Source organism: Actinophytocola sp. (assembly GCF_050699915.1).
Lineage (GTDB): Bacteria > Actinomycetota > Actinomycetes > Mycobacteriales > Pseudonocardiaceae > Actinophytocola.
Map to the genome: position 1 here is coordinate 1 of NZ_JBOHGA010000050.1, position 13815 is coordinate 13815.

7 protein-coding genes are annotated in these 13815 nt (G+C 73.0%); 5 read left to right on the forward strand and 2 right to left on the reverse strand.

The features are described from left to right. A partial coding sequence (locus ACRDSK_RS12000; protein WP_431440417.1) for a hypothetical protein occupies positions 1 to 307 on the reverse strand: 307 nt, incomplete at its 3' end. A 131-nt stretch (positions 308 to 438) separates the two neighbouring features. On the opposite strand from ACRDSK_RS12000, the gene ACRDSK_RS12005 reads away from it, so the two are divergent. From ACRDSK_RS12005 to ACRDSK_RS12015, 3 genes are all read left to right on the forward strand, one after another. Beyond that, a complete protein-coding gene (locus tag ACRDSK_RS12005) occupies positions 439 to 1074 on the forward strand; it encodes a DedA family protein (protein ID WP_431440419.1) in 636 nt (211 codons plus the stop codon). 35 nt (positions 1075 to 1109) lie between these two features. Next, a complete protein-coding gene (gene lepB / locus ACRDSK_RS12010) occupies positions 1110 to 2093 on the forward strand; it encodes a signal peptidase I (protein ID WP_431440421.1) in 984 nt (327 codons plus the stop codon). A 121-nt stretch (positions 2094 to 2214) separates the two neighbouring features. Further along, positions 2215 to 3603 (forward strand): NAD(P)/FAD-dependent oxidoreductase, encoded by a 1389-nt coding sequence (locus ACRDSK_RS12015; RefSeq protein ID WP_431440422.1) that lies wholly within the window; start codon positions 2215 to 2217, stop codon positions 3601 to 3603. A 7-nt stretch (positions 3604 to 3610) separates the two neighbouring features. Here the strand turns inward: ACRDSK_RS12015 and ACRDSK_RS12020 are convergent, their stop codons facing one another. Further along, the gene (locus ACRDSK_RS12020) at positions 3611 to 4450 is read right to left on the reverse strand and encodes a class I SAM-dependent methyltransferase (RefSeq protein WP_431440424.1); all 840 of its coding nucleotides are present in this window, start codon (positions 4448 to 4450) and stop codon (positions 3611 to 3613) included. 313 nt (positions 4451 to 4763) lie between these two features. Between ACRDSK_RS12020 and ACRDSK_RS12025 the strand changes: the two genes are divergently transcribed. Both ACRDSK_RS12025 and ACRDSK_RS12030 read left to right on the forward strand, forming a co-directional pair. Continuing rightward, a complete protein-coding gene (locus tag ACRDSK_RS12025) occupies positions 4764 to 5858 on the forward strand; it encodes a monodechloroaminopyrrolnitrin synthase PrnB family protein (RefSeq protein WP_431440425.1) in 1095 nt (364 codons plus the stop codon). Positions 5859 to 5894: 36 nt separating this feature from the next. After that, positions 5895 to 13796 carry an SDR family NAD(P)-dependent oxidoreductase gene (locus ACRDSK_RS12030; protein WP_431440427.1) on the forward strand — a complete coding sequence of 2634 codons (7902 nt, stop codon included), beginning with the start codon at positions 5895 to 5897 and terminating at the stop codon, positions 13794 to 13796. Positions 13797 to 13815: the final 19 nt, after the last annotated feature.

Below are 13815 nucleotides of genomic sequence, written 5' to 3' on the forward strand. Positions count from 1 at the left end.
CCCCGAGCCCGGCCACGCCGGCGGCCGCGGCGAGCAGCTGCCGCCGCCCGGCCCGCACGGTGCCCAGCAGCTGCGCGCCGACGACGGTGAACGCGACCTGCGTGGCGACGACCGCCTGGACGGCGAACACCGGTAGGTATCGAAGAGCGAACGCGGACATGGCCCAGCCGAGTAGGTCCAGCGTGAGCCCGGCCGCGTACGACGCCGCGCCACGTCGCCCCAGCTCGCGGGCTCCCCGAGCCTGAACGAGCGTGGCGACGCTCGACAGCAGGGCCGACAGAGCGGCGGCGAGGAACCCGACGAGCATGCCCCTCCCTCCTGGCGCTCCCGAGACCCCGATCCCAGCAGGTCACACGTAGTTCGGCCAGGCGACTACCGGCCGGCCCCCGGAGCGCTGTGCGGGTGCGGGGTGCCGGTGTGGCGGCTCATGCTGTTCGGATGGATGGTGTCGTCGGCGGGGTGCTCGACGTGGCCGCCGGGCTGCCGCCGTGGGTCGTGCTCACGTTGGTGTTCCTGCTGCCCGCGTTGGAGGCGTCGACCTTCATCGGCGCGGTCGTGCCCGGCGAGATCGGCGTGCTGGTCGGCGGCGTGGCGGCGCACGGCGGCGACCTGCCACTCTGGCCGGTGATCCTGGTCGCGGTCGCCGGCGCGGTGGTCGGCGACCAGGTCGGCTACCTCCTGGGCCGCCGGTTCGGGACTCGCCTGCTCGAGCGGCTGCCTGGCCGGCTGAGCCGCGACGGCGGGCTCGACCGCGCGCGGGAGCTGCTGCGCCGGCGCGGCGCACCGGCCGTGGCGATCGGGCGGTGGGTCGCCCTGCTGCGCGCCGTCGTGCCTGGTCTCGCCGGCGTGAGTGGGATGAGCCGAGTGCGGTTCACGGTGGCCAACCTGGCGGGCGGCGCCCTGTGGGCGACCACCATGGCCGTGCTGGGCTACGCCGCCGGCGCGTCCTACCGGGTGCTGGAACGGCGCCTGGGTCTCGGCAGCGAGGTCCTCCTCGGCGTCCTCGTGCTGCTCGGCGTCGTCCTGTGGTGTCGGGCGCGACACCGGAGAGATCCGGATTCACGGCTGACTTAACACCGAGCTGTAGAGATCTCCCGTACCGTGGGCACGTGGCCATCCCCGTGCACTCACAGTCGCCGGGGGACGACCCGGAGCGCACGGACCAGCTGCCGAGGTTCGACAGGTACGTCGAAACCACGCCATGGTGGCCGGACGGCGCGCGCGAGGACTACGTTCCGCCGGACCGGAGGCTCCCCGGCGACGGCGCGACGCCCAGGCAGGGCAGGCGCCGCCGGCGCAGGCCGCTCTGGAAGGAAGTGCTGACCTTCGTCGCGGTCGCGCTGCTGATGACGTTCCTGATCCAGCACTTCCTCGGCCGGTTCTACTCGATCCCGTCCGGGTCGATGGAGCAGACACTGCACGGCTGCCCCGGCTGCGACAACGACCGCGTGCTGGTGGACAAGCTCACCTTCGCGTTCACCGACCCCCAGCCGGGCGACGTGGTCGTGTTCGAGGGCCCGAACGCGTGGACGGAGAGCGAGCTCGAGGAGCCGTCGTCGGGCAACGTCTTCACCAACGGCCTGCAGTCGATCGGCGCCCTGGTCGGCCTCGCGCCGCCGAACGAGCGCGACTTCGTCAAGCGGGTCATCGCGACCGGCGGCCAGACCGTCCAGTGCTGCGACGACAAGATGCGCGTGCTCGTGGACGGCCGCCCGCTGACCGAGCCCTACGTGTACTGGCAGAACGGCAAGCCGGACGCCAAGAAGCAGCGCTTCGACCCGGTGGTCGTGCCCGAGGGGTCGCTGTGGGTCATGGGCGACAACCGCGACAACTCGGCCGACTCCCGCAAGCAGGGCGGCGGCGGCGTCCGGGGCGTGGTCCCCATCGACAACGTGATCGGCAAGGCGCGCTTCATCGTGTTGCCGACCTCGCGCTGGCAGGGCGTCGGCGACCACGACCCGCAGGGTGGCGGCCCGGTCGCGCTGGGCGCGCCCACCTGGCAACAGGGGCTGCCCGCCGGCGTCGGGTTCCTCGCCGCGTGGCCGGTGCTCTGGCTGAGCCGCCGTATCAAGTGGCCGGTGGTCCGCCGCTGAGGCTGGGCGCTGCCTAAGTCGCTGCCGAGGCTGCTGCGAAGTCCTTGCGGTATCGGACGTCTGACACCAGACTGGGCCGGCCAAGCCGGTGGTCGCCGGCTCTGTTGAGGGGGATCGAGGCATGACGGGGAACGGCGGACACGCGGTCGTCATCGGTGCGAGCCTCGCCGGGATGCTGTCCGCGCGGGTGCTGACCGACCACTTCGAACGGGTCACCATCGTCGAGCGGGACACCCTGCAGGTCGGCGCGGAGGCCCGCCGCGGCGTGCCCCAGGCGAAGCACCCGCACATCCTGTTCGAGGGTGGCCGGCGGATCATGGACGAGCTCCTGCCCGGCATGTCCGAGGCGCTGGTCGACGCGGGCGCTGTCACCGTCTCGCTGCCCGACGACCTCCTCCTGCACACCCGGCCGGGCTGGCTCAACCGGACCAAGGACAGCGGCGTGTTCGAGACGCTGTCGTTCAGCAGGCCGCTGCTCGACCTGACCGTGCAGAGCAAGGTCGTCGACCTGCCCGGGATCGAGGTGCTGGAGCGCCACGAGGCGGTGGGCCTGTTGTCCGGCGACGGCGGCGCAACGGTCAGCGGGGTCCGGCTGCGGCCGCGCCCCTCGGAGGACGGCGAGGTCAGCGGCGGTGGACCGCGGGACCTGACCGCCGACCTGGTCGTCGACGCGAGTGGCCGGTCGTCGAAGACGCCGCGGTGGCTCGCGGAGTTGGGACTGCCCGAGCCGGAGCTGTCGCGGGTGTCGGTGAACCCGGGCTATGCGACGCGGGTCTTCCGCCGGGCCGGTCCGTTCGACGGCTGGAAGTCGATGATCATTCTGGCGCATCCGGGCAGCCCCCGCGGCGGAGTGCTGATGCCCATGGAGGACGGACGGTGGATCGCGAGCCTCAACGGCATGGGCACCGACCATCCACCGACCGATGAGGACGGTTTCCTGGAGTTCGCGCGCAGCCTGCCGACGCCGTTGCTACACGACACGGTCAAGGGTTGTGAACCGCTCGGCCCGGTTCTCGGATATCGCCACGGGGACAATGTCCACCACCGGTACGAGAAACTTGCCGCGCAGCCGGACGGGCTGTTGGTGACCGGCGACGCGTTCCGTTCGTTCAATCCCATTTATGGGCAGGGCATGACGGTGACGGCCATCGGTGCCAAGGTGCTCGGAGAGTGCCTGCGAACCCGGGCGGGATCCGGGCTCGCGGGACTGACGAAGGACTTCCAGCGCCGGCTGGCCAAGGCGTCGGAGCCCGCTTGGCGGATGGCGACCGGATCGGACATGGCCCATCCGGTCGCCGAGGGCCCGGCGCGCCCGGCACCGGAGCGGGTGATCAGCCGGTACGTGCGGCGGGTGGAGAACGCGGCCGTGCTCGGCGGCCCGGTGACCCGGGCGTTCCTGCGGGTCATGCAGATGGTGTCCTCGCCGGCGGTGCTGTTCCGGCCGGACGTGGTGTTCCGGGTGCTGCGTGACGGCGGCAAGAGCGCGCCGACTCCGCACGGGCTGGAGTGAGCTCGGATCAGCGGTCGGACGTGAACCGGCGGTACAGGTAGCACGGCAGCTTGTTCCGCAGGAACGGCAACCGGTCCAGGTGCGGCTGCAGTTTTCCGAACACCATTCCTCGGCCGCGCGGAAACAGCAGGTCGCGTGTTTCGGCCACGTTGGGGTCAGTTTCCCCGCGTCGTTTCATTTCCGCACCGGTGGCTCCCCATTTCCACGGCGGCAGACTGTAGGACTTCTTCTTTCCGAGCGTAATCAGATTCCGCAGACGCGATTTCTTCTCTCGCTTTTCGGCCGCCCAGCCCGGCACGACGTCGAACAGCATCTCCCCGCCGGGGAATCGTTCGGCAACTGCCGCGAGCAGCCGTTGCGCATCGGATTCCTCGAAATACATGAGCAGACCCTGCGCCGTGACGAGAACTCCGTTGGCGGGGTCGATCTCGTCGAGCCAGCTCAGGTCCAGCGCCGAGCGGGCGAGGCTGCGGTGCCGGTCGGTGTCCGGCAGGAATGCGCGGCGAACCTCGATCGCCTCGTCGAGGTCGACCGCGACCCAACGCACGCGGCCGTTGTCGACCCGCCAGAACTGGGTGTCCAGACCTTCGCCGAGAGCCACGACGGTGCCGTCCGGGTGCGCGGCCAAGAACTTGCGTACCTGGTCGTCAAAGGTCACCGCGCGGAGCGCGAAGGTGATGCTCGGGCGGCCGAAGTGCTCTTCGAACGGGTACTCGATGCGGTCGCATACCTCGACGGCCAGCGGGTCGCGGAGCAGCGCGTCCGGCCGGCGGGTCTCGTTCGCTCGGCAGTACAGCGGCCACAGCAGCGTCTCGGCCACACCGTGCAGCTCCACCGGAGTCTTCACTCCACGCTCCGTCCGTCGAATGAGAGGAAGGGCTGCCAGAATGTCAAAGACCTTCTCGTTCTGCCAGTACAAACTGAGACCGGCGCACTCCGCGACTGAGACATCTGGCCTAACCCGCGCCGACCGAAAGGCGCAAGTGCCGAACAACCACTTGACGAGGCGAAGGCTTGTGGCAGTCTCGTCCCGACAAAGTTAGAGGGAGTCACCGGGAGTAATTCAACGGTGACAGTTTCGGGGGAGGGGCCGCAATGCGTGGGGGACATCACCGTCTGCTGTCGAATGTCAGATATTTGGTTCGGCGCGGACTCTTAAAATGACGTTGCCGCAAGGTTTCGTCGAGGAGTCGGACAAGCTCGACCCGCGGTTGGTCATTAACGCGAATCCGCTCGACGCGGACGTCATCTGCGGCCGGCTCCCCGAGATCAACGCGGCGGGAGATCTGCGGGCACTGGTCGTCGCGCTCCGGCGGCTGCTGCCCGACGAGCGGGTGGTGGCGAACTACCGGTTCGACGAGTGCCTCGCGGCCATGCGGGACCTGGGGATGCTCATCGGCTCGGTGAAGCGCCACGGCATCGAGCCGTGCTCGGTGGTGCCCGAGGCGGTGCCGGTCCTGCAGGCGCTCGGCCGGCGGACGTCGATGGTGCCGCGCGACACCGTGCACCACTACACCCAGTGGAACCCGTTGGGGCAGCGGTGCCGGATGTACGTCGGCGACCCGCAGGAGCGGATCCTGCAGGACTCGGTCCGGCTGGTGTTCCCGCACATGGTGGCCGCGCTCGACCTCTGCGCCGACCTGTCGGGCATCGAGCCGTGGGACCCGGAGTTCCCGGTGCTCCTCGCGGAGCTGACCGAGCGGGTCGGCACCATGATCGAGGCGATGGACATGGTCACCAGCGGGGTGACCCCGGAGTTCTTCGCGCGCGTGCTGCGCCCGTACTTCGAAGAGGTAACCGTCGGCGACGAGATCCTGTTGGGACCCGCGGCGGCGCAGGTGCCGCTGTGGCTGGTGGACCTGGCGGTGTGGGCGTCGGACCGCAGCGAGCCGGAGTATGCCAAGTTCCTCGCCGAGTCCGTGCCCTACAGCCTGCCGCGCTGGCGCGACTACTACGACTCCTGGCTGCTGCCGCCGTCGCTGGTGACCCGACTGGTGCACGCCCTCGAGCACACACCGGAGGTGCCGGACGCCCGCGCCGTCGTGGACGACAGCGCCCGGCGAATGGCGGAGCTGCTGCGCACCGTCGTGATCTTCCGCGGCCGCCACCACACCATGGCGCGCAAGACCTACCACATCGAGCTGCGCCTGTACGAGCGCGGCAGCGGCGGGGCGGACGTGAACCTGCTGACGCAGATCCTCGGGCTCACCCGGCAGGCGGCCGCGGTCGTGCGTCCGGGCGCCCGCACCCACTGACCAGCACGCATCCCGAGCCGACACGAGGAAGCACCGATGTACCACGCAGACCTGGTCCGCCCGCTGCACGAGTCCTTGCGGGACCACGCCGAGCACATCGGCGACAGGGTCGCCTTCAGCGACGACCGGCGGCAGGTGAGCTACTCGGAGCTGGAGCGGCGGACGCGCTGGATCGCCGCCCACCTCGCCCGGCTGGGCACCGGCCGTGGCGAGCGCGTCGCGGTCCACCTCGACAGCGGCGTCGAGTTCATCGAGACCATGCTGGCGATCACCCGGGCCGCCGCGGTCGCGACGCCGATCAACCCCCGGTCGTCCGACGCCGAGCTCGCCCGCCTCCTCGACGACAGCGGCGCGTCGGTCGTCGTCACCGACACCGCACACCTCGCGCAGGTGACGCGCGTGCGCGCGGAACGGCCCCGGCTGCTGGTCGTGGTGTCCGGCATCGTGTCCGGCATGGTGTCCGGAGTGGACTCGGCCGCGGACGTGGTCTCGCTCGACGAGCTGGCGCAGACCGACCCGGGGGAGCCCGCCCGCGACGACCTCGGCTGGGACGACCCGGCCTGGCTGCTCTACACCTCGGGCACCACCGGCCCCGCCCGCGGCGCGCTGTCCAGCCAGCGGCGGGCGGTGTCCTCGGTGCTGACCGGCTTCGCGCCGGTCGTCGGGCTGACGCAGGCCGACGAGGTCCTCTGGCCGCTGCCGCTGTTCCACAGCTTCGCGCACGCGGTGTGCCTGCTCGGCATCACGACGATCGGCGCGGGCGCCCGCATCACCGACGGCTCGCTGCCCGAGACGACCCTGCGCCAGCTCGACGAGCACCCGATCACGGTCCTCGCCGGCGTGCCGACCACGTTCCACCAGCTCGTGCGCGCCGCGCACACCACCCGGCCGGCCACGTCCGGCCTGCGCCTCGCGGTCAGCGCCGGCGCGTCGTGCCCGCCCGCTCTGCGCCGGTCGTTCGAGGCCGCCCTCGGGGTCGAGCTGCTCGACGCCTACGGCAGCACGGAGACCGGCGGGGTGATCGCGATCGGCCGCCCCGGCGACACCGGCGAGGAGTCCGCGTGCGGGCTGCCCGCGCCGGGCACCGAGCTCCGGATCGTCGACCCGACGAGCGAGGCCGACGTGCCCGCCGGCGCCGAGGGCGAGATCTGGGTGCGCAGCCAGAGCCTGATGATCTCTTACCACGGCCGGCCCGACGCGACGGCCGCCGTGCTGCGGGACGGCTGGTACCGCACCGGCGACCTGGGCCGGCTCGGCCCGCTCGGCCACCTGACGGTCACCGGCCGGCTCAAGGAACTGATCATCTGCGGCGGCGAGAACATCCACCCCACCGAGGTCGAGCAGGTCCTGCTGCGCGCGGTGGGCGTCGCCGACGCGGCGGTCATCGGGCGGCCGCACGACGTGCTCGGCGAGGTGCCGGAGGCCTACCTCGTGCCGAGCGAGTCCGGAGTGGACCCGAAGGAGCTGCTCGCCGCGTGCCGGCGGGAGCTGTCGAGCTTCAAGGTGCCCGCCGCGTTCTACGAGATCGAGGCCGTGCCGCGGGTCGGCCCCGGCAAGATCGCCCGGACCCAGATCCCCGGCCTGCCGCGGCGTCTGCTCGCCGGCGGGGACCAGGCCGTCGCGGCCGAGCTGACCGCGCGGCTGCGCATGCTGACGCCGGCCGACCAGGAGCACACCGTCCTCGACATCGTGGTGACCGAGGCGGCGGCGGTGTGCGGGGTCGCGCCCGCCACACTCGCCCCGCACCGGCCGTTCACCGAGTTCGGCCTCACCTCGCTCGGCGCGGTGGAGCTGCGCAACCGGCTCGGTGCGGCGACGGGGCTCGAGCTGGTGGCCACCCTGATGTACGACCACCCGACCCCGACGGCGCTCGCCGACCACCTGCGCCACACCCTGCTCGGCACCGACCGGGTCCACCAGCCCGCCACCGCGACGCCGGTCGAGACGCCCACGGACACCGAGCCGGTGGCGATCGTCGGCATCGGCTGCCGCTACCCAGGGGACATCGCCTCGCCGGACGACCTGTGGGCGCTGGTCGACCAGGGGACCGACGCCATCACCGGGTTCCCGACCGACCGCGGTTGGCACCTCGACGACCTGTACGACCCCGACCCCGACCGGATCGGCAAGTCCTACACACGCAACGGCGGCTTCCTCGACTGCGCGGCGGACTTCGACCCGGCCCCGTTCGGCATCTCGCCCCGCGAGGCGATGACGGTCGACCCGCAGCAGCGGCTGCTGCTGCAGACGTCGTGGGAGGCGATGGAGCGGGCCGGCATCGACCCGGCGTCGCTGGCCGGCAGCGCCACCGGTGTCTTCGTGGGCGTGATGTACAGCGACTACGGCGGCCGGTTCAGCGGCGTCGCCCACGAGTTGGAGGCGCAGCTGGTGCTTGGCTCGGCGGGCAGCGTCGCGTCCGGCCGGATCGCCTACGCCTTCGGGCTGCGCGGCCCGACCGTCACGCTGGACACCGCCTGCTCGTCGTCACTGGTCGCGGTGCACCAGGCGGCGCGGGCCCTGCGCGCGGGCGAGTGCTCGCTGGCGCTGGCCGGCGGCGCGACCGTGATGTCCACTCCGAACTCGTTCGTCGCGTTCAGCCGGCAGCGCGCGCTGTCGGCCGACGGGCGCTGCAAGGCGTTCTCCGACTCGGCCGATGGGACGGCCTGGGCCGAGGGCGTCGCGGTGGTCGTGCTGGAACGGCTCTCCGACGCGGTGCGCAACGGCCACCCGGTGCTCGCGGTGGTGCGCGGCTCCGCGGTGAACTCCGACGGCGCGTCCAACGGGCTGACCGCGCCGAACGGCCAGGCGCAGCAGCGAGTCGTCCGCGCCGCGCTCGCCGACGCCGGCCTGACCACAGCCGACGTGGACGCGGTCGAGGCACACGGGACGGGCACGACGCTCGGCGACCCGATCGAGGCGCAGGCGCTGCTGGCGACCTACGGGCAGGGCCGGACGGGCGACCCGGTGTGGCTCGGCTCGCTGAAGTCCAACCTCGGCCACACGCAGGCCGCCGCCGGGGTCGGCGGCATGATCAAGATGATGCAGGCCATGCGGCACGGCAGGCTGCCGAGGACGCTGCACGTGACCGAGCCGTCGAAGCACGTGAACTGGTCCGACGGCGCGGTCCGGCTGCTCGTCGACGAGCAGCCGTGGCCCGCGTCGGAACGGCCGCGGCGGGCCGGGGTGTCCGCGTTCGGCATCGGCGGCACGAACGCCCACGTGATCATCGAGGAGCCGCCGGCCGCGCTGGAGTCGCATGTGGACCGGGCGGCCGTGCCCGCGCCGCCGTGGCTGCTCTCCGCCGCCGACCCCACCACCCTGCGCACCCAGGCCGCCCGGCTGGCGGACGTGGCGGAGTCGTCCGCTAAGTCCATTGTGGACATCGGATACTCGCTCGCCACCCGTCGCGCGGCGCTGCCCTACCGGGCCGCCGTCCCGGCGGCGGACCCCGCGCTGCTCGCGGACGGGCTGCGCGCGCTGCGCGACGGCGAGCCGTTCGCCGGTATCGCCGAGGCGGTGGCCGACCCGGCGACGCGGCCCGCGTTCCTGTTCACCGGTCAGGGCGCGCAGCACCCGGAGATGGGCCGGGAGCTGTGCGCGGCGTTCCCCACGTTCGCCGACTCGCTCGCGGAGACCTGCGCGCACCTCGACGAGCACCTCGACCGGCCGCTGCGGTCCGTGCTGCACACCGCGGACGCCGCCGGCCTGCTCGACCGCACCGACTTCACCCAGCCCGCGCTCTTCGCCTACGAGGTGGCGCTGTTCCGGCTGCTCGAGTCCTGGCGGATCCGCCCGCACCACCTGGTGGGGCACTCCGTCGGCGAGCTTGCCGCGGCCCACGTCGCCGGCGTGCTCTCGCTGGCCGACGCCGCCCTGCTCGTCACCGCCCGCGGCCGGCTGATGCGCGACCTGCCGGCGGGCGGCGCGATGGTCGCCATCCACGCGACCGAGGAGGAGCTCGCCGACGCCATCGCCGAGGCCGGCGTGGCGGACCGGGCGGGCATCGCCACGGTCAACGGTCCCCGCGCGGTCGTGATCTCCGGTGAGGAGTCCGCGGTCCTCGCGGTCGCCGGCCGGTTCGCCGACGCCGGGCGCCGCATCAAGCGGCTGCGAGTGAGCCACGCGTTCCACTCCCCGCTGATGGACCCGATGCTCGCGGAGTTCCGCGACGTCGTGGCGGGCCTGACGTTCGCCGCGCCGAGGTTCACCATCGTGTCCACTGTGACCGGTCAGCCGGCCGGCGCCGAGCTGGGCACGCCGGACTACTGGGTGCGCCACGCGCGCGACGCCGTGCGGTTCGCCGACGCGGTCCGCCACCTCGAGGCCGCGGGCGTCACCACGTTCCTCGAGGTCGGCCCGGACACGGTGCTCAGCACGCTCGCCGAGGACTGTGTCACCGCGACGGACCTCCGGTTCCTCGCGACGGCCCGTAAGGCCACGCCGGAGGTCGGGACCGTGCTCGACTCGGTCGCCGGCCTGCACACAGCCGGCGCGTCGGTCGGCTGGCGGGAGGTCTACGCCGACCACGGCGCGCGGCCCGTCGACCTGCCGACCTACCCGTTCCGCCGGCAGCGTTTCTGGCTCGACCCGGCACCCGTCCGGGCCGCGGGCGGCCTCGGGCATCCGTTGCTGGACAACGTGTTCACCGTGCCCGACGGCGACCAGGTGCTGGCCACCGGCACGCTGTCCACCGCGGCCCAGCCCTGGCTCACCGACCACGTGATCTCCGGCGAGATCCTGGTGCCCGCCAGCGCGTTCGTGGAGATGGCGGTCCGCGTCGCCGACGAGGTCGGTCTCGACCAGCTCGACGACTTCGCGATCGTCGCGCCCCTCGCCATCCGTCCCGGCGAGACGACCCAGGTCCAGGTGGTCCTCGACGCGCCGGACTCGTCCGGCGGACGACCCGTGACCGTCCACTCGCGACCCGACGGTCTCGGCGCCGAGGAGCCGTGGACCCGCCACGCGGCGGGCGTGCTGCGCGCCGCCACGGCCGCGCCCGCGTTCGACCTCTCGGCCTGGCCGCCGCCGGACGCCGAGCCGGTCGACGTGTCCGGCCGCTACGACGAGCTCGCCGTGAACGGCTACGAGTACGGCGCCATGTTCCGCGGCATCCGGAACGTGTGGCGGCGCGGCGAGGACCTGTTCGCCGAGGTGGCGCTGCCGGACGAGAAGGCCGACGGCGCGGGCCGGTTCGGCATGCACCCGGCGCTGCTGGACTCGACGTTGCACACGCGGCTGCTCGCCGACTCGACCACCGAGGTGCGGCTGCCGTTCGAGTGGACAGGCGTGCGCCTGTACGCGACCGGCGCGAGCGCACTCCGGGTGCGCGTGCGGCCGGCGAGCGGGGACGCGATGGCGCTCGAGATCGCCGACCGGGCAGGGCAGCCGGTCGCGTCGATCGAATCGCTCGTCACCCGGTCCTCGGGACCGGCCGGGCAGGGCGCGGTCGACGCCGTGGTGCGCCAGTCACTGTTCCGGGTCACCTGGAGCGACCTGCCGCTCGGCCAGGAGGAGCCGGTCGGGCAGTGGCAGCTCCTCGGCACGGACGAGCTGGGGCTCACCGACGTGCTGCCCATCCTCCCCGAGGCCGCCGAACAGCAGCCCGACGTGCTCGTCATGACCACTCGCGGGCTCACCGGACCGGACGCGGACGTCGTCACCGAGGTGCACGCCCTGGCGGCTCGGTTCCTGACCGCGCTGCAGACCTGGCAGGACGAGCCGCGGTGGGAGCGCAGCCGGCTGCTCGTCGTCACCCACGACGCGACCACCGACACCCCGAACCTGGCGTCCGCGGCGATCTGGGGCATGGTCCGCTCGGCACAGTCGGAGAACCCGGACCGGATCCTCCTCGTCGACCTCGACGGGCGGCCCGAGTCCGCGGCGCTGCTGCCGGCGGTCGTCGCGACCGGCGAACCGCAGGTCGCGATCCGCGCCGGCACGGCGACGATCCCGCGCCTGGCCCGGGCGCTCACCCCCGGCGACGAGCCGTCCGGCGGCGAGGTCTTCGACCCCGACGGCACCGTGCTGGTCACCGGCGCGTTCGGCGCGCTCGGGGTGCTCACCGCGCGGCACCTGGTGGCCGAGCACGGCGTTCGCCACCTCGCGCTGGTCAGTCGTCAGGGCGAGCGGGCGGCGGGCGCCGCCGAGCTGCGTGCGGAGCTCGAGTCGCTCGGCGCCGCGGTGCGCGTGGTCGCGTGCGACGTGTCGGACCGGGCCGCGCTCGCCGCCGTGGTCGACGATTGCGAGCCGCCGCTGCGGGGTGTGGTGCACACCGCCGGCGTGCTCGACGACGGTGTGCTGAGCTCACTCGGCCCGGACCGGCTCGCGAAGGTGTTGCGCCCCAAGGTGAACGCCGTGTGGCATCTCCACGAGATCACCCGCGCGCTCGACCTGACCGCGTTCGTGATCTACTCGTCCGCCGCGGGCGTGCTGGGCAACGCCGGACAGAGCAACTACGCCACCGGCAACTCGTTCCTCGACGCCCTGGCGCGGAGCCGTCGGTCCGCCGGGCTGCCCGCGGCGTCGATGGCGTGGGGCCTGTGGGACCAGGACTCGGGCATGTCGACCCACGTGTCCGGCATGGCGCGTGATCAGCTGGCCCGCCGCGGGTTCCCGGCGATCACCGACGAGCAGGGCATGGGCCTGTTCGACGCGGCGTTGGCGGTCGAGGACCCGGTGACCGTGCCGCTTCGGGTCGACGTCGGCGCGCTGCGGTCCGCCGGGGGACAGGTGCCGCCGCCGCTGCGCTCACTGGTTCGCACCCAGCGCCGGGCGGCGACCGACGAGGGCGGTGCGTCGTGGCTGCTGCGGCTCGCGGCGGTGTCCGGCGCGGAGCGGGAGAAGCTGTTGGTCGAGCTGGTGCGTGGCGAGGTCGCCGCGGTGCTCGGCTACGCGGACCCGGCAGCCTTGCCGCCCAAGGGTTTCATCGAGCTGGGGCTGGACTCGCTGACCTCGGTCCAGCTGCGCAACCGGCTGTCGGAGGGGACGGGAGTTCGGCTGCCGGCGACCGTGGCGTTCGACCATCCGACCGCGGCCGAGCTCGCCAAGCACCTGGCCGCCGCCCTCGAGTCGGTGCCGGACACGCCGGGCGCGGTCGCGGCACCCGCCTACACGCTGTCCGCCCTCTACCGGACGGTGTGCGCGGCGGGCCGTCCCGCCGCCGGCATGCAGATGCTCGCGGGCGCGTCGTGGGCCACCCCGACGTTCGCCGCCGCCGACGCCGCGGCGCACACCCTGGCGCCGACGGAGCTCTCCGCCGGCACCGGCGGACCACTGTTGGCGTGCTTCATGTCGCTCGTCCCGTCGATCGGAGTGGGGGAGTACGCGAAGTTCGCGCGCGCCTTCGCCGACGAGGCCGACGTCCTGGTGTTCTCCCACCCCGGTCTCGGCGGCGGCCTCGCCGTGCCCGAGGACCTCGACACGCTCACCGCGATGCATGCCGAGTCCGTGCGCGAGCACGCGGCCGGCCGGCCGGTCGTGGTCGTCGGGCACTCCACCGGGGGCGCGCTCGGGCACGCGGTCGCCGCACGCCTGGAGCGGATGGCCGCGGCCCCGGCCGGGCTCGCGCTGATCGACACCTATCACGTCACCCACGAGCTGGGGAACAGCGACTGGTTCCTCTCGCTGGCCGCCCGCTCCATCGACAACCTGGAGGCGCGGTTCGAGAGCGACGTCGACGACGCGACGCTCGCCGTGATGGGGGCTTACATGCGGATGTTCAGCGGTTGGCGCCCCGAGTCGATCGAGGCGCCCACGCTGCAGCTGCGGGCCACCGAGCCGACCCCGGAGATGCCGGCGGAGGGCTGGCGGGCGTCCTGGCCGGAGCCGCACCGGCTGGCGGACGTCCCCGGCGACCACTTCACGATGATGGACGAGCACGCCGAAACCACCGCGGCCGCGCTGCGGAGCTGGCACAGCTCGCTGCTGACCGCGAGGTGAGCGGCATGGCGGCGGGGGA

What these genes read in the sequence shown, in the direction of transcription:
- ACRDSK_RS12005 (WP_431440419.1), top strand. Translation starts at nt 439, where the DNA reads ATGGATGGTGTCGTCGGCGGGGTGCTCGACGTGGCCGCCGGGCTGCCG.
- ACRDSK_RS12015 (WP_431440422.1), top strand. Translation starts at nt 2,215, where the DNA reads ATGACGGGGAACGGCGGACACGCGGTCGTCATCGGTGCGAGCCTCGCC.
- ACRDSK_RS12025 (WP_431440425.1), top strand. Translation starts at nt 4,764, where the DNA reads ATGACGTTGCCGCAAGGTTTCGTCGAGGAGTCGGACAAGCTCGACCCG.
- ACRDSK_RS12030 (WP_431440427.1), top strand. Translation starts at nt 5,895, where the DNA reads ATGTACCACGCAGACCTGGTCCGCCCGCTGCACGAGTCCTTGCGGGAC.